The organism is Burkholderia sola, from assembly GCF_905400185.1.
GTDB classification, from domain to species: domain Bacteria; phylum Pseudomonadota; class Gammaproteobacteria; order Burkholderiales; family Burkholderiaceae; genus Burkholderia; species Burkholderia sola.
The window spans coordinates 3,030,220-3,048,561 of sequence record NZ_FR989675.1 but is presented as its reverse complement, the minus strand read 5'-3'; the positions used below and the strand labels follow the sequence as shown (position 1 = coordinate 3,048,561).

At 69.0% G+C, this 18,342-nt stretch carries 16 protein-coding genes and 1 riboswitch; of the genes, 4 read left to right on the top strand and 12 right to left on the bottom strand.

Features of this window, described 5'->3' with window-relative positions:
* Positions 1-26: 26 nt before the first annotated feature.
* Genes gmhB through glyQ form a run of 3 tightly spaced genes read right to left on the bottom strand, consistent with a single transcriptional unit; the run spans position 27 to position 3,727 of the window.
* Entirely contained in the window at positions 27-590 is a 564-nt protein-coding gene (gene gmhB / locus KR541_RS14070; protein WP_050014654.1) for a D-glycero-beta-D-manno-heptose 1,7-bisphosphate 7-phosphatase, read from the bottom strand.
* Between the two features lie 10 nt (positions 591-600).
* On the bottom strand, positions 601-2,700 hold the full coding sequence (gene glyS, locus KR541_RS14065) for a glycine--tRNA ligase subunit beta (RefSeq protein WP_216089591.1): 2,100 nt from the start codon (positions 2,698-2,700) through the stop codon (positions 601-603).
* 22 nt (positions 2,701-2,722) lie between these two features.
* On the bottom strand, positions 2,723-3,727 hold the full coding sequence (glyQ, locus tag KR541_RS14060; RefSeq protein ID WP_006477868.1) for a glycine--tRNA ligase subunit alpha: 1,005 nt from the start codon (positions 3,725-3,727) through the stop codon (positions 2,723-2,725).
* Between the two features lie 320 nt (positions 3,728-4,047).
* On the opposite strand from glyQ, the gene KR541_RS14055 reads away from it, so the two are divergent.
* Positions 4,048-5,703, top strand: a complete 1,656-nt coding sequence (locus KR541_RS14055; protein ID WP_204383406.1) for a tetratricopeptide repeat protein — start codon at positions 4,048-4,050, stop codon at positions 5,701-5,703.
* A gap of 57 nt (positions 5,704-5,760) precedes the next feature.
* On the opposite strand, the gene lnt is transcribed toward KR541_RS14055, so the two are convergent.
* The 8 genes from lnt to KR541_RS14015 all read right to left on the bottom strand — a co-directional run bounded on the left by lnt (position 5,761) and on the right by KR541_RS14015 (position 14,080).
* Positions 5,761-7,461 (bottom strand): apolipoprotein N-acyltransferase, encoded by a 1,701-nt coding sequence (gene lnt, locus KR541_RS14050; protein ID WP_216089590.1) that lies wholly within the window; start codon positions 7,459-7,461, stop codon positions 5,761-5,763.
* 52 nt (positions 7,462-7,513) lie between these two features.
* A complete protein-coding gene (locus KR541_RS14045) occupies positions 7,514-8,401 on the bottom strand; it encodes a CorC family transporter (protein ID WP_021160150.1) in 888 nt (295 codons plus the stop codon).
* Between the two features lie 295 nt (positions 8,402-8,696).
* Positions 8,697-8,846, bottom strand: coding sequence for a hypothetical protein (locus tag KR541_RS14040; protein WP_162838123.1), 150 nt, complete (start codon positions 8,844-8,846; stop codon positions 8,697-8,699).
* Between the two features lie 70 nt (positions 8,847-8,916).
* Positions 8,917-9,549, bottom strand: a complete 633-nt coding sequence (locus KR541_RS14035) for a gamma-glutamylcyclotransferase (protein WP_050014645.1) — start codon at positions 9,547-9,549, stop codon at positions 8,917-8,919.
* Between the two features lie 12 nt (positions 9,550-9,561).
* On the bottom strand, positions 9,562-10,338 hold the full coding sequence (gene ybeY, locus KR541_RS14030; protein ID WP_050014643.1) for an rRNA maturation RNase YbeY: 777 nt from the start codon (positions 10,336-10,338) through the stop codon (positions 9,562-9,564).
* A gap of 141 nt (positions 10,339-10,479) precedes the next feature.
* On the bottom strand, positions 10,480-11,526 hold the full coding sequence (locus tag KR541_RS14025; protein WP_050014641.1) for a PhoH family protein: 1,047 nt from the start codon (positions 11,524-11,526) through the stop codon (positions 10,480-10,482).
* A 33-nt stretch (positions 11,527-11,559) separates the two neighbouring features.
* The gene (gene miaB / locus KR541_RS14020) at positions 11,560-12,933 is read right to left on the bottom strand and encodes a tRNA (N6-isopentenyl adenosine(37)-C2)-methylthiotransferase MiaB (protein WP_050014637.1); all 1,374 of its coding nucleotides are present in this window, start codon (positions 12,931-12,933) and stop codon (positions 11,560-11,562) included.
* Positions 12,934-13,147: 214 nt separating this feature from the next.
* Positions 13,148-14,080, bottom strand: a complete 933-nt coding sequence (locus tag KR541_RS14015; RefSeq protein ID WP_050014635.1) for a LysR family transcriptional regulator — start codon at positions 14,078-14,080, stop codon at positions 13,148-13,150.
* 147 nt (positions 14,081-14,227) lie between these two features.
* On the opposite strand from KR541_RS14015, the gene KR541_RS14010 reads away from it, so the two are divergent.
* The 3 genes from KR541_RS14010 to ribB all read left to right on the top strand — a co-directional run bounded on the left by KR541_RS14010 (position 14,228) and on the right by ribB (position 17,464).
* Positions 14,228-15,403, top strand: coding sequence for an MFS transporter (locus KR541_RS14010; protein WP_050014634.1), 1,176 nt, complete (start codon positions 14,228-14,230; stop codon positions 15,401-15,403).
* A 218-nt stretch (positions 15,404-15,621) separates the two neighbouring features.
* Positions 15,622-16,308, top strand: a complete 687-nt coding sequence (locus KR541_RS14005) for a helix-turn-helix domain-containing protein (protein ID WP_050014630.1) — start codon at positions 15,622-15,624, stop codon at positions 16,306-16,308.
* A 178-nt stretch (positions 16,309-16,486) separates the two neighbouring features.
* Positions 16,487-16,635, top strand: a riboswitch (FMN riboswitch).
* Positions 16,636-16,753: 118 nt separating this feature from the next.
* Positions 16,754-17,464 carry a 3,4-dihydroxy-2-butanone-4-phosphate synthase gene (gene ribB / locus KR541_RS14000; protein ID WP_050014629.1) on the top strand — a complete coding sequence of 237 codons (711 nt, stop codon included), beginning with the start codon at positions 16,754-16,756 and terminating at the stop codon, positions 17,462-17,464.
* A 71-nt stretch (positions 17,465-17,535) separates the two neighbouring features.
* On the opposite strand, the gene KR541_RS13995 is transcribed toward ribB, so the two are convergent.
* The gene (locus KR541_RS13995) at positions 17,536-18,222 is read right to left on the bottom strand and encodes an HAD family hydrolase (protein WP_124594599.1); all 687 of its coding nucleotides are present in this window, start codon (positions 18,220-18,222) and stop codon (positions 17,536-17,538) included.
* Between the last annotated feature and the right edge of the window lie 120 nt (positions 18,223-18,342).

Here is an 18,342-nt window from a genome sequence, read left to right as displayed (position 1 = left end):
TGGGGAGGATGCGCGCGGCAGCCGCATCACTCGTGTTCGTGTGAAAGAAAATCGAGCGCGAACGCGCGCAGGTCGTCGTGGACTTTCGTGCCGTCCGGCAGATTGCCTGCGGCGAGCGTTTTCTTGCCCTTGCCGGTCAGCACGAGATGCGGCTGGAAGCCGACCGCGACGCCGGCCTGCAGGTCGCGCAGCGAATCGCCGACGACCGGCGTGTGAGCGGGATCGATCTCGAAGCGCTCGGCGATCATCTGCATCATGCCGGGTTTCGGCTTGCGGCAGTCGCAGTGATCCTCGGCCGTGTGCGGGCAGAAGAATACCGCGTCGATGCGCGCGCCGACCGCGGCTGCCGCGCGATGCATTTTCAGGTGCATCTCGTTCAACGCGGCCATGTCGAACAGCCCGCGGCCGATACCGGACTGGTTGGTCGAGACGACCACGCGATAGCCCGCGTGGTTGAGCCGGGCGATCGCCTCGAAGCTGCCGGGCAGCGCGATCCATTCGTCGGGCGTCTTGATGAACGCATCCGAATCGACGTTGATCACGCCGTCCCGGTCGAGGACGACGAGCTTTCGGTTGGGGCTGGTCGGCATCGTGCGGCCCTTATGCGGCGAGCTTCGAGATGTCGGCGACGCAGTTCATCTGCTGGTGCAGCGCGGACAGCAGTGCGAGACGGTTCGCGCGCAGCGCCGGATCTTCCGCGTTCACCATCACGTCGTTGAAGAACGTGTCGACCGGCGCGCGCAGCGCGGCGAGCGCCGACAGCGCGCCCGTGTACGCACGCGCCTCGAGCTGCGACTGCACGTGCGGCGTGACGGCCGCGAGCTGTTCGTGCAGCGCCTTCTCGGCCGCCTCGACGAGCAGCGTCGGCTGCACCGCGCCGTTCGCGCCGCCTTCCGATTTCTTCAGGATGTTCGAGATCCGCTTGTTCGCGGCCGCGAGCGCTTCGGCTTCCGCGAGGCGCGTGAATTCGCGCACCGCGTCGAGGCGCGCGACGAGGTCGTCGATGCGCGTCGGGTTCAGGCTCAGCACCGCGTCGATTTCGCCGGCCGAATAGCCGCGCTCGCGCAGCAGGCCGCGCAGGCGATCCATGAAGAACGCGAAGATCGCGTCGGTCGATTCGGCGACGCCCGGCACGCCTTCGAAGCGTGCGTGCGCCGTGCGCAGCAGCGATACGAGATCGAGCGGCAGTTGCTTCTCGAGCAGCAGGCGCAGCACGCCGAGCGCGTGACGGCGCAGCGCGAACGGATCCTTCTCGCCGGTCGGCGCGAGGCCGATGCCCCAGATGCCGACGATCGTTTCGAGCTTGTCGGCGAGCGCGACGGCGGTCGACACCGGCGTGGTCGGCAGCGCGTCGCCGGAGAAGCGCGGCTGGTAGTGCTCGGCGCACGCGAGCGCGACGTCGTCGGCTTCGCCGTCGTGGCGCGCGTAGTACGTGCCCATCGTGCCCTGCAGCTCCGGAAACTCGCCGACCATGTCGGTCAGCAGGTCGGCCTTCGCGAGGCGCGCGGCGCGCTTCGCGTGCGCGGTATCGGCGCCGATCGCCGGGGCGATCTCGCCCGCCAGCGCCTCGAGGCGCTCGACGCGTGCGAGCGCCGAACCGAGCTTGTTGTGATAGACGACGTTCGCGAGCTGCGGCACGCGCTCGGCGAGCGGCTTCTTCTTGTCCTGCTCGAAGAAGAACTTCGCATCGGCGAGGCGCGGGCGCACGACGCGCTCGTTGCCTTCGATGATCTCGCCCGGCGTCTTCGTGTCGATGTTCGACACGATCAGGAAGCGCGAGCGCAGCTTGCCCGCGACGTCGGTCAGCGCGAAATACTTCTGGTTCGTCTGCATCGTGAGGATCAGGCATTCCTGCGGCACCTGCAGGAATTCGTCCTCGAAGCGGCACGGGTAGACGACCGGCCATTCGACCAGCGACGTCACTTCGTCGAGCAGCGACTCGGGCATCACGACCGTGTCGCCGTTCGCATGTTCGTTCAGCTGCGTGCGGATCGTTTCGCGGCGATCGGCGAAGTGCGCGATCACGCGGCCCTTGTCGCGCAGCGTGTCGGCGTATGCGCGCGCATGCTGGATCGCGACCAGGCCGTCCGACAGGAAGCGGTGGCCGAGCGTGGTGTCGCCGGCGTCGACGCCGAACGCGGTGACGGGCACGACGCGATCGTCGTGCAGCACCGTCAGCCGATGCACAGGGCGCACGAACTTCACGTCCGAGCCGTCCGGGCGCTGGTACGTCATGAATTTCGGGATCGGCAGCTTCGCGAGCGCTTCGTCGAGCGCGGCCTGCAGGCCGTCGGCGAGCGTGGCGCCGGCCGCCGAGTAGTTGATGAAGAATGCTTCGGCCTTGCCGTCCTGCGCGCGCTCGAGATCGGCGATCGACGCGTTCGGGTGGCCGAGCGCCGCGAGCTTCTTCGCGAGCGGCGCCGTCGGCTTGCCTTCGGCGTCGAGCGCGACCGACACGGGCAGGACCTTTTCGCGGACCTGTCTGTCGGGTGCGACGGCGCGCACGTTCTGCACGACGACCGCGAGGCGGCGCGGCGTCGCGTAGCGTTCGAACACGAGTTCGCCTTCGATGAGGTCGCGCGCGGCGAGGCGTTGTGCGATACCTTCGGCGAATGCGTCGCCGAGGCGTGCGAGGGCCTTCGGCGGCAGCTCTTCGGTCAGCAGTTCGACGAGCAGGGGGGCGGGATGATTGTGCGTCATATCTGGAATAAATCTCGTCTCGTCAGTCCTGATCGATCTTGCGTTCGACCTTGAGCGGCGGCGCCCACGCCGGCTGCGCGGCGTCCTGGGCGTCGGTGGTGAGGCCCGGCACGCCCGGCGGGTTGCCGAGCATCGGGAAGCCGAGCTTCTCGCGCGAGTCGTAGTAAGCCTGCGCGACGAGACGCGACAGTGCGCGGATGCGGCCGATGTACGCGGCCCGCTCGGTGACCGAGATCGCGCCGCGCGCGTCGAGCAGGTTGAACGTGTGACCGGCCTTCAGCACGAGCTCGTACGCGGGCAGCGCGAGCTGCGCGTCGATCATCTTCTTCGCTTCCGCTTCGTAGCTGTTGAAGAACGTGAACAGCAGGTCGACGTTCGCGTGCTCGAAGTTGTAGGTCGACTGCTCGACCTCGTTCTGGTGGTACACGTCGCCATACGACAGGCGGCGCAGTTCGGGGCCGTTCGGGCCTTGCTCTTCCCACTCGGTCCACACGAGGTCGTACACGTTCTCGACCTTCTGCAGGTACATCGCGAGGCGCTCGAGGCCGTACGTGATCTCGCCGAGCACCGGCTTGCATTCGAGGCCGCCGACTTCCTGGAAATACGTGAACTGCGTGACCTCCATCCCGTTCAGCCACACTTCCCAGCCGAGGCCCCACGCGCCGAGCGTCGGGTTTTCCCAGTCGTCCTCGACGAAGCGCACGTCGTTCTGCTTCAGGTCGAAGCCGAGCGCTTCCAGCGAGCCGAGGTACAGGTCGAGGATGTTTTCCGGCGCCGGCTTGAGCACGACCTGGTACTGGTAGTAGTGCTGCAGGCGGTTCGGGTTCTCGCCGTAGCGGCCGTCCTTCGGGCGGCGCGACGGCTGCACGTACGCGGCGCGCCACGGCTCGGGGCCGACCGCGCGCAGGAACGTGTGGACGTGCGACGTGCCCGCGCCGACTTCCATGTCGATGGGCTGGAGCAGGGCGCAACCCTGCTTGTCCCAGTAGGACTGCAGCGTCAGGATGATTTGCTGAAACGTAAGCATGAAGAGCCTTCGTGGCGCTGGCGCTCCGTTGCGGGCGGCGCTCCGGGCGGGCCCGGAGGGTCGGCTCGCGCGGCGGCGCGGCTTGTTAGTGTGCTGAAACGCGTAATTTTACCGGATCGGCGACCGGATGCGGCCGGAAGGCCGATGCGGGCACCGCCGGCCTGTTTCCGGCGGCCTGCGCACCCATCGCCCGCATGCGTCGCGCAGCCGCGTGCGGGCCGCCGCGACGCGCATGCCGCGGCGCTTCGCGCGGGCGGTAAGATGCGCGTATTGCGGCGCGCGCGATGCGTGCCGCGTCACCGCTTGCCGACGCTCACCGCATGGACGAACCGACCGACATCCTGATTCCGCTGCTTCCGCCGTTCCTCGTGCTGCTCGGACAGGCCGCCGACGCGCAGGCGCGCGGCGAGCATGCCGCGCACGAACTGTGGCTTGCCGCCGCCGCGCATCTGCATGCGGTCGATGCGTCGGCGATCGCGCAGCTCACGGCCACGCTCGTCGCGCGGCAGCGCACGGACGACGCGATTGCGCTCGCCGAATGCGCGGCGCGCGCGCAGCCGGGCGCGGACGCGTACTTCAACCACGGCTACGCGCTGCAGATGGCCGGCCGTCACGCGGATGCGGTCGCGCCGTACCGCGCGGCGCTAGCAATCGATGCCGGCTGGCCGTCGCTGCGCAACAACCTCGCGATCGCGCTGCGCTTGTCGGGCGGCGAGCGCGCGGAAGAGATCGCGCTGCTCGACGCGGCCGTGAAGCACGATCCGCAGGACGTGCAGGCATGGATCAATCTCGTCGTCGCGCGAATCGCGATGCAGGACCTCGACGGTGCGCTCGCGAGCGCCGCGCGGCTCGCCGATCTCGCGGCCGACAACGCGCTCGCGATGAACAACGTCGCGATGGCGATGAAGGAGGCGCAGCGCTGGGACGACGCCGAGCGCCATGCGGCGCGTGCGTGCGAGCTGGCGCCCGACGACGCGTCGTTCCGCTTCAATCTCGCGATCATCCAGCTCGTGCGCGGCAATTACGCAGCCGGCTGGCGCGGCCACGAGGCACGCTGGGACGGCGCCGGCGAATTGCGCGGCCGCCGGCCGGCGCTGCCTGGCCCGCGCTGGCAGGGCGAGCCGCTCGCCGGCAAGACGCTGCTGGTATGGGGCGAGCAGGGGCTCGGCGACGTGCTGCAGTTCTGTCGCTTCGTCGCGCCGCTCGCCGAACGCGTGCATCGCGAGGGCGGCCGGCTCGCGTGGAATACGTTTCCGGCGCTCGGCACGCTGATGCAGCGCAGCCTCGGCGCGCACGCGGACGTGTTCGGCGCGGGCGGCGGCGTCGACGCGCTGCCGGCATTCGATTACGAAGTGCCGCTGATCGGCCTGCCGCTGATGCTCGGCATGGAGGCGTCGACGCTCGCCGCGTCGGTGCCGTACCTGCGGGCCGAGCCGGCCGCACGAGACGCATGGCGCGCGCGGCTCGCGGGCGACGGCCGGTTGAAGGTCGGGCTCGTGTGGACGGGCAGTGCGGGCCACCAGCGCAATCCGTTCCGGCGCGTCGGGCTCGAGCGCTACACCGATGCATTTCGCGGGATCGACGGCGTCACGTTCTATTCACTGCAGCCGGGGGCGGACGCGGATGTCGCCGCCGCGCGCGCGGCCGGTTTCACGATCGAAGACCACACGGCCGAATTGACGAGTTTCGACGATACGGCCGCATTCATCGGCGCGCTGGATCTCGTGATCACGGTGTGCACGTCGGTCGCGCACCTGGCCGGCGCGCTCGGCGCGCGCACCTGGGTGTTGCTCGACGTGAATCCGCACTGGCCGTGGCTGCTCGATCGCCGGGACAGCCCGTGGTATCCGACCGCGACGTTGTACCGGCAGCCCACGTTCGGCGCGTGGGCGCCGGTGATGGAGGAGGTGCGCCGCGACCTGCGGAGCCTCGCCGCGCAGCCCGAGCAATCGGATCGATCGTCCCGGCAGGCCTGAACGGCCGGCCGGTTCGCGGTCACGCGCGGCCGCCGGGCGCGACGGCGGCCCGCCGCGTCACGCCGCTTCGTCGCCGCCGGGTTGCCGGCCGTTGCGCCGGCGCAGCCCGGGCCCTAACGTGAAGCCGAACGCGAGCAGCACGAACGACACCGCGAGCACGATGTTGTTGCCGCTCGTCACGTACGGCGTGAAGCCGCTCGTGCCTTCGATCCGCACGTCGAGCGAGCCGATCGTGAACGGCTTCAGCTGGCCAAGCACGCGCCCGTGCGCGTCGATCGCGGCCGTCATCCCCGTATTGGTCGAACGCAGCATCGGCCGGCCCGTCTCGAGCGAGCGCATCCGCGCGATCTGCAGATGCTGGTCGAGCGCGATCGTGTCGCCGAACCACGCGAGGTTCGTCACGTTGACGAGCACGCCGGGCGGCTGCGGGTTGTCGCGGATCGTCGCGGCGATTTCCTCGCCGAACAAGTCCTCGTAGCAGATATCGGCCATCACCGGCTGGTTGTGCACGAGGAACGGCTTCTGCACCGGCGCGCCGCGCGCGAAGTCGCCGAGCGGCATCTTCATCAGGTTGACGAACCACCGGAAGCCCCACGGAATGAATTCGCCGAAGGGCACGAGGTGGTGCTTGTCGTAGTGATAGATGTCGCGCGAATTCGGCGTCACGCCGTACAGGCTGTTCGTGTAGTCGACGTAGTGGCCGTCCTCGGTCACCGACGCGCCGACCGCGCCGAACAGCACGGCCGACCCGGTCGTGTCGCTGAATTTTCGGATCGCGACGGCGAACGGCTCGGGCAATTCCTGGATCATCACCGCGATCGCGGTCTCGGGCGTGACGATCAGGTCGGCCGGTTTCTCGACGATCATCTGTGTGTACATCTTGATCGCCGCGTCGATGCCTTCCTGCTCGAACTTGATGTCCTGCTTCACGTTGCCCTGCAGCAGCCGCACGGTGAGCGGCGCGTTCGCGGGCACGGTCCACGTGACCTGCGACAGCCCGAGGCCGGCCGCGACGAGGGCGACGGCGATGCCGGCCGGCGCGGCGATGCGCACGCGGGCGTTGCCGCCGGATGCGCCGGCTTCGCCGTCACGCACCAGCGACGGCCGCGCGGCGGCGAGCGCCTGCACGACGAGTGCGGCGAACAGCGCGAGCACCCACGCGATCCCGTACACGCCCACCACCGGCGCGAAGCCCGCGAACGGGCCGTCGACCTGCGGGTAGCCGCTGCCGAGCCACGGAAAGCCGGTGAACACGGTGCCGCGCAGCCATTCGCCGAGCGCCCACGCGCTCGCGAACGCAAACGCGCCGTGCCAGGTCGGCGAGAACGGCCGCGGGTCGGCCTCGCGGCGATGCCATGCATGGCCCGCGCAGAACGACCACAGCCCGGCCGAAAACGCCGGGTACAGCGACAGGTAGAGCGCGAACAGCACGAGCGCGCCGCCCGCGAGCGGCGCGGCCATCTCGCCGTACACGTGCATGCTGATGTAGAGCCACCAGACGCCGCTGATGAAGTTGCCGAAGCCGAACGCGCCGCCGGTGAGCGCGGCGCTGCGCCAGTTCGACGTGCGCGTCAGCTGCGCGAAAAACCAGACGAATACGACGAGCTGCAGCCAGCCGCCGTGCGGCGTGGGCGCGAAGCTGAGCGTATTGGCCGCGCCGGCGAGCAGCGCGGCCGGATAGTGCCAGCGCGGCAGCGCGCGGCCGGGCGCCGGCGCGAGAAGGCCGCCAGCCGGGCGGGACGGAATCGGATCGTCCATGTGAAGCGGAAGAGGGCGAGCGGTTGAAGGAGGCGCGGCTGGCGCGGAGCGGTCAGTCTTCGTGCGAGGTTTCGGCGCGACGGCTGGCGAGCGGGTTGCGGCGCACCAGCAGCACGTGAACCTGGCGCGCATCGCCGCGCTGGATTTCGAACACGAGGTTGCCGAGCTGCAGCTTCTCGCCGCGGTGCGGCACGCGTCCGAAATGATGGGTGATCAGGCCGCCGATCGTGTCGACCTCGTCGTCGGGGAAATCGGTGCCGAACGTCTCGTTGAACTGCTCGATCTCGGTGAGCGCGCGCACGCGGTAGCGGCCGTCCGGCCCCGAGATGATGTTGCCGGCTTCCTCGTCGAAGTCGTATTCGTCCTCGATGTCGCCGACGATCTGTTCGAGCACGTCCTCGATCGTGATCAGGCCCGCGACGCCGCCGTATTCGTCGACGACGATCGCCAGGTGGTTGCGGTTCACGCGGAAGTCGTGCAGCAGCACGTTCAGGCGCTTCGATTCCGGAATGAACACGGCCGGGCGCAGCATTCCGCGCACGTCGAATTCTTCCTCGGCATAGAAGCGCAGCAGATCCTTCGCGAGCAGCACGCCGATCACGTTGTCGCGGTTCTCCTCGTACACCGGGTAGCGCGAGTGCGCCTTTTCGAGGACGAACGGGATGAAATCCTCGGGCTTGTCGGCGATGTTGATCGCGTCCATCTGCGCGCGCGGCACCATGATGTCGCGGGCGCACAGATCGGAGACCTGGAACACGCCTTCGATCATCGACAGCGAATCCGCGTCGATCAGGTTGCGTTCGTGGGCGTCCTGGAGGATTTCCAGCAACTCGCCGCGGGATTCGGGCTCGGGCGAGATGAAGTCGGTCAGGCGCTCGAGCAGCGAGCGCTTTTCTTGCGGTTTGTCGGTTGGCTTACGACTGGGATACGAATCGTTCATGGTGGTGCGCCCGGGTCATGCCGGGGCGCGCGGTCACGGAGTAGGCAAGGATACACCAAGGGCACGACGCGACCGTGTCACCCGGCCGTACGGCCAGGGTGGACGGCTCGCGCGGGCCCCGCTCGCGGACGGCCGCGCCGGGCGCGACGTCGTCGTCGGGTCCATCCTATCGCAGAAAGCGTCGGCGGGGCGCGGCGGCAAAAAAATGGCGGCGGGCAGGGCGGCGCGGCCGGACGCGGGCAACGGCCGGCGACGGCGGCATTCCGTCGCAGGCGGCGCACGCGTCGCGCGCCGTTCAGAACCGCATGCCGGCCGAGCAGCCGCCGGCGGCCGCGCCGTTGGTCGCGGCGCCGCCGCAGCCGAGTATGCCGCAGCCGGACAGCGCGACGCTCGCGGCGACGAGCAGCACGGCGATCCTGCAACGCGACCGGCGTGACGATTTCATCGGGCGTGTCCTCGTGTGGATGCGCGGGCGGCGCGGGGTCGCATGGCGGCCGCCCGCGCGGTGTGCCGGATCATCGGCATCGCGCCAGCAACCCTTCGAGCGCGCGGTCGGGGATGCCGCTCGCGCGCAGTGCGTCCACCGTGCGGCTCACGTAGTCGAGCGTCGTGCCGTAGCGGCCGGCCGCGCAGCGGAACACTTCCTTGACGACGGGGTCGGTCAGCTTGCCCGTATAGGTCGGTGCGTCGCGGCGCATCACGAACGCGAGCGCGTTCACGCGTTCGCCGGTCTCGAGCGAGCACGGCAGCCACGCGGGCCGGTACGAGCCCATCGGCATTTCGCGCTTCCACAATGTCTCGAGATGCGGCTGCGCGGTCGGGCCGGAGAGCCGGAATGCGATGCCCGAGCACGAGCCGCCGCGATCGAGCGCGAGCACGAGGCCCGGCCGTTCGGGGGTGCCGCGATTCACGCGCGACCACAGGTAGAGCCCGCGATGGTAGCCGTGCACCTTGCCGCGTACGGCGGCGACGGTCGGCAGCCCGGGATTCCAGATCAGCGAGCCATAGCCGAACAGCCAGAGATCCTGCCGGCCGTCCCAGTCGCGCATCGTCTGCGCGAGCGACGCCGCGAGCTCGTCTTCCGTCAGCAGGCGTCCTTCGCCGATCGACGGCGGGTAGGCGGGCGGCAGCATCGCGGCGTGGCGCATCGGGCGGACGGCTTACTGGTACGGGTTCGGGAAACCCAGTTTCGCGAGGATGTCGATTTCGAGCGCTTCCATTTCGGCCGCGTCCTCGTCGCTCGTCTCGTGGTCGTAGCCCTGCGCGTGCAGCGCGCCGTGTACCAGCAGGTGCGCGTAATGGGCCGCGAGCGGCTTGCCTTGCTCGTGCGCTTCCTTCTCGACGACCGGGCAGCACAGCACGAGGTCGCCGATCACGGTGCCGTCGGGCGCCGCGTCGTACGCGAAGGTCAGCACGTTGGTCGGATAGTCCTTGTGGCGGTAGCCGGCGTTCAGCGTACGGCCTTCGTTCTCGCCGACGAAGCGCACGGTGAGCTGCGCGCTCGCGAACAGCGCCGGCTCGATCCATTCGGCGATCAGCTTGCGCTTCGGCAGCGTCTTGCGCACGTCGCTCGTGATCTCGTCGCCGTACTGCACGGACAGGTCGAATTCCAGCGCGCGCGGCTCGTCTTCGGGGTCGTCCTCGCGCGGCGCGAACTCGGCGCCGACGTGCAGCGTCACGCTGTCGTAGTGCTCGGGCTGCAGCGCGAGCTTCGCACGCATCGCCGGATCGTTGTGCTGCGCGACGATCGCGACGGCCGCGTCGCCCGAGCTGCCCGACAGGTCGAACATCAGGCTGCGGCCGTCCGGGAAGTCGATCCGCAGCCCTTGCGCGTTGACGGTCCGGGCTTTGCCCTTCGCGTCGAACAGCGAAAGGCGGGGGGATTCGGACGCGGCGGACGGGGCGCGGCCGGACTTGCGGGAACGAGAGGATTTCATGACGCGTGCGGCGATTGGGACGCGTTGAGGATACACCAAACGGCCGATCGCGCCCGAATTCGGACCGGGCGGCGCCCGGGCAAAAGAAAGCCCGGCGCGCCGTCTGGCGGGCCGGGCCGGGCAGCGCTCGGGCGCCGCCGCTCAGCCGTCCTGGTGCTGCGCGTGGAACTCGTCGTACGCCTCGACGATGCGTGCGACGAGCGGATGGCGCACGACGTCCGCGCTCGTGAAGCGCGTAAGCGCGATGCCGCGCACGCCGCCGAGCACTTGCTGCGCCTCGACGAGGCCGCTCTTGTGGCCGCGCGGCAGGTCGACCTGGCTCGTGTCGCCGGTCACGACCGCCTTCGAGCCGAAGCCGATCCGCGTGAGGAACATCTTCATCTGCTCGGGCGTGGTGTTCTGCGCCTCGTCGAGGATGATGAACGCGTGGTTCAGCGTGCGGCCGCGCATGTACGCGAGCGGCGCGATCTCGATCATCTGGCGCTCGAACATCTTGGCCGTCTTGTCGAAGCCGAGCAGGTCGTACAGCGCGTCGTACAGCGGCCGCAGGTACGGGTCGACCTTCTGCGCGAGATCGCCCGGCAGGAAGCCGAGCCGCTCGCCGGCCTCGACGGCCGGGCGCGTCAGCACGATCCGCTTGACCTGGTCGCGCTCGAGCGCGTCGACCGCGCACGCGACCGCGAGGTAGGTCTTGCCGGTGCCGGCCGGCCCGATGCCGAACGTCACGTCGTGCTGCAGGATCTGCTTCAGGTATTCGCGCTGGGCGGGCGTGCGGCCGCGCAGGTCGGCGCGCCGCGTGTAGAGCTTCGGCCCCGGCTCTTCCTCCGGTTCGCTGGCGTCGAGCTGCGCGACGGGCTCGTCGAACGGATGATCGGGGTCGCCGCGAAAGCGCACGTCGAGCGTGTCCTGGCGGCCGTTGCCGGCCGTGTGGCGCACTTCGACCAGCGCAAGCTGGATGTCGTCGACCGACAGCGGATCGCGCGCGCGGTTGTAGAAGTTTTCGAGCGCGGCGAGCGCGAGCTTGGCGCCGCGCCCGCGGATCGTGATCCGGTGGCCGCGCCGCGCGAGCGTGACGTCGAGCGCCTGTTCGATCTGCCGCAGGTTCTCGTCGAGCGGGCCGCAGAGGTTGGCGAGGCGCGCGTTGTCGTCGCGCGGGGCGGTGAATTCCAGTGCTTGGACGGTCTTCAAAGTAGCGTCGGGCTCCTGTCGGGCGTCGGTCGGTCAGTGGGTGGCCGCGCTCGCGTCGTCGCTGACGAGCACGAGCTCGCCGCGCAGCGAGTGCGGGTACGCATGGTTGATCTTCACGTCGATCATCTGGCCGATCAGGCGCGGGTGCGACGCGAGCGGCGCCGGGAAATTCACCACACGGTTGTTCTCGGTGCGGCCCGCGAGCTCGTTCGGGTCCTTGCGCGACGGGCCCTCGACGAGGATCCGCTCGACCTTCCCGACCATCGACTGGCTGATGCGCGCGACGTTCTCCTCGATCGTCGCCTGCAGATGTTGCAGGCGTTTGAGCTTCACTTCGCGCGGCGTGTCGTCGGCGAGGTTCGCGGCCGGCGTGCCGGGGCGCGGGCTGTAGATGAACGAGAAGCTCGTGTCGTAGCGCATCTCGTGCACGAGCGCCATCATCTTGTCGAAATCGTCCTCGGTCTCGCCGGGGAAGCCGACGATCATGTCGGTCGACAGCGACAGGTCCGGGCGGATCGCGCGCAGCTTGCGGATCACCGACTTGTATTCGAGCACCGTATAGCCGCGCTTCATCGCCATCAGGATGCGGTCGGAGCCGTGCTGCACCGGCAGGTGCAGGTGGCTCACGAGCTTCGGCACCTTCGCGTACGTGTCGATCAGGCGCTGCGTGAATTCCTTCGGGTGCGACGTCGTGTAGCGGATCCGCTCGATGCCGGGGATGTCGGCGACGTATTCGATCAGCGTCGCGAAATCGGCGATGTCGGACGAGCCGGCGGTCAGTGCGCCACGATAAGCGTTCACGTTCTGGCCGAGCAGCGTGACTTCGCGCACGCCCTGGTCGGCGAGGCCGGCCACTTCGGTCAGCACGTCGTCGAGCGGGCGCGACACTTCATCGCCGCGCGTGTACGGCACCACGCAGTAGCTGCAGTATTTCGAGCAGCCTTCCATGATCGACACGAACGCGCTCGGTCCCTCGACGCGCGCGGGCGGCAAGTGATCGAACTTCTCGATTTCGGGGAACGTGATGTCGACCTGCGCGCGGCCGCTCGCGCGGCGCGCGTCGATCATCTGCGGCAGGCGGTGCAGCGTTTGCGGGCCGAACACGAGGTCGACGTACGGCGCGCGCGACACGATCGACGCGCCTTCCTGGCTCGCGACGCAGCCGCCGACGCCGATCAAGAGGCCCGGCTTCGCTTCCTTCAGCTCGCGCACGCGGCCGAGATCGGAAAACACCTTTTCCTGCGCCTTTTCGCGCACCGAGCAGGTGTTGAACAGGATGATGTCCGCGTCTTCCGGCGTGTCGGTCTTTTCGAGGCCTTCGGCCGCATTGAGCACGTCCACCATCTTGTCCGAGTCGTACTCGTTCATCTGGCAGCCGAAGGTCTTTACGTAAACTTTCTTGGTCATGGGGATTCGCCGTTCGCAGTGGTTGACCTGGGGGCGTCGTCAAGGGTGAATCGGGACGGCCGTGCGCGGCACGCGAATGGCGCGCATCGGACAGGAAAGGCCGTCGGGAAAGCCTTCCATTATAGCTTTTCATGCCACGACGGACGGGCGGCCGGTTGCGGGCGCGCGACGCCGGTTTTCACGTTCCGACCCCGGAGTGGTGGCGAGGCGGCCGTCAGCGGCACGCGTTCAGCAGGTCGTCGAGCGCGGCTTCCTCGCGCGCGAAGCGCTCGGCGAGAAAATCGAGCAGCACGCGCACGCGCGGCGCCATGTAGCGCTTGCTGTGATAGATCGCGTGCAGCGGCGCGTCCTGGTGCCGCCAGTCGGGCAGCAGCACGCGCAGCCGGCCCGCGCGGACGTCGTCGGCGATGTCCCACAGCGACTTCAGCGCAATGCCGTGGCCGCGCAGTGTCCATTCGCGGGTGAGGCCGCCATCGTTGGTCTCGAATGCGGTCGACACCGGCACCGTGTGAACCTGCACTTCGTCGCCGCGCGTGAAGTGCCAGGTGTTCATCGGGCCGGACGCGATCGTGATCACGTTGCACGGAAAGCGGGCCAGATCGTGCGGATCGGCCGGCACGCCATGGCGTTCGACGAACGACGGCGCCGCGCACAGCACGCGCCGGTTGGTCGCGAGCCGGCGGGCGATCAGCGCGCCGTCGGGCGGCGCGGCGAAGCGGATCGCGAGGTCGATCTCGTCCTGCCACAGGTTCGACGACGAATCGGACGCTGTCAGCGAGAACGTGACGCCCGGATGCAGCGTCGTGAATTCGTGGAGCCAGTCGAGCAACTGGTGGCGGCCGAAATCGGACGTCGACGACAGCCGCACCTTGCCGCTCACGACGTTGCGGCCTTCCTGCAGCATCGCGTCCGCGTCGTCGAGCGCCTGCAGCGCCTGGCGGCAGCAGTTCAGGTACAGCTTGCCTTCGTCGGTGAGCCGCAATTGCCGTGTCGAGCGTTCGAACAGGCGCGTCGCGATCTTTGCCTCGAGCTTCGCGAGCCGCGCGCTCGCGGCGGCTGGCGTGAGGTTCAGCTTGCGCCCGGCGGCGGACAGGCTGCCGAGTTCGGCAGCCTCGACGAACAGCCGGATGTCGCCTAGTCGGTCCATGCGATTTTCCAGAAATATTTGAAAATGGTTCAAATGCCACGCCAATTATCAAATATAGGCGTCTTCGGGACAATGCGCGCACATCCCGCTTTCTTGTGCGGTGCGGCACCGACCGGGCGCCGCAGCCGCCGTCTTCCGGAGAACGTCATGCCCATTCCGCTCCTGGCGCTCGCGATCAGCGCCTTCGCCATCGGCACCACCGAATTCATCATCATGGGCCTCTTGCCCGAAGTCGCGCACGACCTCGCCGTGTCGCTGCCGTCGGCCGGCCTGCTCGTCACCGGCTACGCGCTCGGCGTCGCGGTCGGCGCGCCGCTGCTCGCGGTGCTGACGAGCCGCATGCCGCGCAAGGCCGCGCTGCAACTGCTGATGGCGATCTTCATCGTCGGCAACGTGCTGTGCGCGACCGCGTCCGGCTACGCGATGCTGATGGTCGCGCGCGTCGTCACGTCGTTCGCGCACGGGTCGTTCTTCGGCATCGGCGCGGTGGTCGCCGCGTCGCTCGTGCCGGCCGACAAGCGCGCGAGCGCGATCGCGCTGATGTTCACCGGGCTCACGCTGTCGAACGTGCTCGGCGTGCCGTTCGGCACGTTCGTCGGCCAGGTGCTCGGCTGGCGTGCATCGTTCTGGATCGTCGCCGCGCTCGGCGTGCTGGCGCTCGGCGGCGTGGCCGCGCTGGTGCCGAACCGCCACGACAGCGGGCCGGTCGGCCTCGGCCACGAAGTGCGCGTGCTGAAGGAGCCGCAGGTGTGGCTCGCGCTGCTGATGACCGTGCTCGGCTTCGGCGGCGTGTTCGTCGTGTTCACGTACATCGCGCCGATTCTCGAGACCGTGTCGGGCTACTCGCCGCGCGCGGTCGCGCTGATCCTCGTGCTGTTCGGCGCGGGGCTGACGATCGGCAACACGATCGGCGGCAAGCTCGCCGACCGCGCGCTGATGCCGTCGCTGATCGCGATCCTCGTCGCGCTGATGGCCGTGATGGCCGTGTTCGCGAAGACGAGCCACCTGCCGGTCGCGGCGGCCGTCACCGTATTCGTGTGGGGGATCGCCGCGTTCGCGACGGTGCCGCCGCTGCAGGCGCGCGTGGTCGAGAAGGCCGCGAGCGCGCCGCATCTCGCGTCGACGCTGAACATCGGCGCGTTCAACGTCGGCAATGCGGGCGGTGCGTGGCTCGGCGGCGTCGCGCTGGAACACGGCTTCGCGCTCGATGCGCTGCCGTGGGTCGCGGTCGCGGTGACGTTCGCGGCGCTGGTCGTCACGTGGCTCGCGATGCGGCTCGATGCGCGCGGGCCGGCGCGCGGCGCGGCGCCCGCGGCACCGTGAGCGTCGCCACGGCGCGCCGCGCGGCGATGCCATAGCGGCAGGAAAAGGTTCGCGAGAAACGCATTCCTCCGCGATGCTGATAACGGTGTGAAGATAACTTCGTTTGCCCGTACCAGGCCGGGTGATAGCGTCTCGATACGCGCCAACGACCGGCGCAACCCGATTCCGATTCCGGCTTACCCCTACGCAGGGCCGCGCAGCGGCCCGGAGGCCATGCTATGTCTTCATCCCTGGCGCTCGTGCGCGACGTGTCTTCCTTCGAGTCCGGCAATGCCGCCGACGGACGCGGTGCCGCGTCGCTCGACGCCCTCGAACAGGTCGTCGGCGTGAACCTCGCGCGCTTGCGCGCCGAGCGGCAACTGTCGCTCGATGCGCTCGCGCGGCTGTCCGGCGTGTCGCGCGCGATGCTCGCGCAGATCGAATCCGCGCGCAGCGTGCCGTCGATCAAGGTGCTGTGCAAGATCGCCGCGGCGCTGAAGGTGTCGGTCGCCGCGTTCCTGCGGCGCCATGCGGTGAACGGTTTCGAGCATCTGGCGGCCGAGCGCGCGTCGCGCGTCGTCAGCTCGAACGGCCGTTTCTCGGCACGTGCGCTGTATCCGGAAGGCGAGCCGGCGGCGGCCGAATTCCACGAGCTGCGGATCGCGCCGCTGCATACCGAGCCCGGCGCGCGCCGCGCGCCCGGCACGACGGTCAACCTCGTCGTCAGCGAAGGCACGCTCGAAGTGAGCGTGCACGACCGTCGCCAGTTGCTCGCGACCGGCGACGCGATCGTGTTCGACGCCGACCAGCCGTACAGCCTGCGCAACCCGGGCGACAGCGAAGCGCGAGCGTTCCGCGTGACGGTGAGCCCGGAGGTGCCGCCGCGCTGGCTCGTGCCCGACGCGGCGCACGCGGCGGTCAACTGATCGCGCAGGCGGCGCGACGCGGCTGCGCTCCGCGCTTTTCGCACGATCGTGGCTCCGTCCGCCGGCCGTTCGGACGATGCCGTTAGACGGGGTCGTCAGTAAGGTTTTACGCTGCGCGTCGCGCGCGGCTGTTGTATGCTTGGCCCGCCGATGACGGGGTGTTCCCGTCCGGCAATCAGTGCGTCTTCAGGGCGGGGCGAAATTCCCCACCGGCGGTAGGCTGGCGTAAGCCGGCGAGCCCGCGAGCGCCCGCGCATCCGCGCGGGGTCAGCAGATCTGGTCGAATGCCAGAGCCGACGGTCACAGTCCGGATGAGAGAAGATGTGCAGATAGTCATGTCCGTCAGGGCCGCTTCGCGCTGCACGCGAAGCGGGTTGTCGTTCTGTCTGTTTGCAATGCCCTGAAACGTTTTTCGCCCAAATCGTATTTGCGAGGAGCGTTTCACATGTCCTTGATGTCCGTTTCGTCGGCGCCTGCCGACGCCTTTGCCGATCTCCCGTTGCTGGATGCCGAACCGGTGCCGCCGCGCATTGCCGCCGCGCTCGACGCGATGCGCGCAGGTCGCGCGGTCGTGCTGCAGGACGACCACGACCGCGAGAACGAAGCCGACCTGATCGTCGCCGCCGAGCGCATCACGCCCGAGACGATGGCGCTGTTGATCCGCGAGTGCAGCGGCATCGTCTGCCTGTGCCTGACCGACGACACGGTGCGCGCGCTCGAACTGCCGCCTATGGTGCAGACCAACGAAAGCCGCAACGGCACCGCGTTCACCGTGTCGATCGAGGCGCGCGAAGGCGTGCATACCGGCGTGTCGGCCGCCGATCGCGTGACGACGATCCGCGCGGCGATCGCCGACGGCGCGAAGCCGCACGACATCGTGCGCCCCGGCCACGTGTTTCCGTTGCGTGCGCAACCGGGCGGCGTGCTGGCGCGCCGCGGTCACACCGAAGGCACGGTCGACCTGTCGATCCTCGCGGGCCTGAAGCCGGCCGGCGTGCTGTGCGAGCTGATGAATCCGGACGGTACGATGACGCGCGGCGACGATGTCGAGCGCTTCGCGCAACGGCACGGGCTGCCGATGCTGACGATCGCGGAACTCGTCGCGTTTCGCGAGGCGCTGGCGGCGGCGCGCGAACGCTGCTGCGAGCCGGCCTGAGTGGAAGGAAGGCGGGCGCGTTCGCGCGCCCGTGGCGCGGCCGGATCGACCCGATCCGGCCCGACTGACGATCAGGACTGCACGTCGCCGAATTCGCCGCGCATGCCGGCTTCGACGAGCGCCGGCAGTTCGTCCATCCTGCGCATGATCCGCGTGATGCCCATCGCGCGCAGCGCGTCCGCGTAGTTGTCGGGGATGTGGCTCGCGCCGACGAACGCGATCGTCTTCATCCCGGCCGCCCGCGCGGCATTCAATCCCGAGATGCTGTCCTCGACGACGACGCAGCGCGCCGGCGCGACGCCGAGTGTTTGCGCCGCGTGCAGGTAGACGTCGGGGTAGGGCTTCGGCCGCGCGACCTGTTCGGAACTGAATACCCGCTCGCCGAAGATCTCGGTGAGCGACGCGCGCTTCAGCGAGCTGCGCACGCGCACGAGCCGGCTGTTCGACACGACGGCGGCCGGCAGCGTGACCTTCAGCAGCGCGTCGCGCACGCCGCTGATCGGCGCGAGCGATTGCGCGAGCGCGATTTCGATGTTGTGCTCGATGGTCTCGATGAAGTTGGCGGGCATTTCGACCCCGAAGCGGGCTTCGATGCCGGTGAGGAAACGCGACGTCTGCTGGCCGAATGCCGACTTCGCGGCGGCTTCGAAATCGAGGTTCGGGAACGTGGCGGACAGCGTGTCGAGCAGCACGCGGTCGGCGATGACTTCGCTGTCGACGAGCACGCCGTCGCAGTCGCAGATGAGGTGATCGAGCATGGTGATGAAAACGCGGAATATCGGCGACGCCGATCGATTCGCCATCATACGTGCTTTCACGCGCCGGCCGCGCGACGTGGCGGCACATTTGCCCGATGCGGCCGTGCCGTTGCGGCCGGT

Bases quoted from the DNA above. Each gene is read 5' to 3' on its own strand.
- gmhB (WP_050014654.1), bottom strand. From the start codon at position 590: ATGCCGACCAGCCCCAACCGAAAGCTCGTCGTCCTCGACCGGGACGGC.
- glyS (WP_216089591.1), bottom strand. From the start codon at position 2,700: ATGACGCACAATCATCCCGCCCCCCTGCTCGTCGAACTGCTGACCGAA.
- glyQ (WP_006477868.1), bottom strand. From the start codon at position 3,727: ATGCTTACGTTTCAGCAAATCATCCTGACGCTGCAGTCCTACTGGGAC.
- KR541_RS14055 (WP_204383406.1), top strand. From the start codon at position 4,048: ATGGACGAACCGACCGACATCCTGATTCCGCTGCTTCCGCCGTTCCTC.
- lnt (WP_216089590.1), bottom strand. From the start codon at position 7,461: ATGGACGATCCGATTCCGTCCCGCCCGGCTGGCGGCCTTCTCGCGCCG.
- KR541_RS14045 (WP_021160150.1), bottom strand. From the start codon at position 8,401: ATGAACGATTCGTATCCCAGTCGTAAGCCAACCGACAAACCGCAAGAA.
- KR541_RS14040 (WP_162838123.1), bottom strand. From the start codon at position 8,846: ATGAAATCGTCACGCCGGTCGCGTTGCAGGATCGCCGTGCTGCTCGTC.
- KR541_RS14035 (WP_050014645.1), bottom strand. From the start codon at position 9,549: ATGCGCCACGCCGCGATGCTGCCGCCCGCCTACCCGCCGTCGATCGGC.
- ybeY (WP_050014643.1), bottom strand. From the start codon at position 10,338: ATGAAATCCTCTCGTTCCCGCAAGTCCGGCCGCGCCCCGTCCGCCGCG.
- miaB (WP_050014637.1), bottom strand. From the start codon at position 12,933: ATGACCAAGAAAGTTTACGTAAAGACCTTCGGCTGCCAGATGAACGAG.
- KR541_RS14015 (WP_050014635.1), bottom strand. From the start codon at position 14,080: ATGGACCGACTAGGCGACATCCGGCTGTTCGTCGAGGCTGCCGAACTC.
- KR541_RS14010 (WP_050014634.1), top strand. From the start codon at position 14,228: ATGCCCATTCCGCTCCTGGCGCTCGCGATCAGCGCCTTCGCCATCGGC.
- KR541_RS14005 (WP_050014630.1), top strand. From the start codon at position 15,622: ATGTCTTCATCCCTGGCGCTCGTGCGCGACGTGTCTTCCTTCGAGTCC.
- ribB (WP_050014629.1), top strand. From the start codon at position 16,754: ATGTCCTTGATGTCCGTTTCGTCGGCGCCTGCCGACGCCTTTGCCGAT.
- KR541_RS13995 (WP_124594599.1), bottom strand. From the start codon at position 18,222: ATGCTCGATCACCTCATCTGCGACTGCGACGGCGTGCTCGTCGACAGC.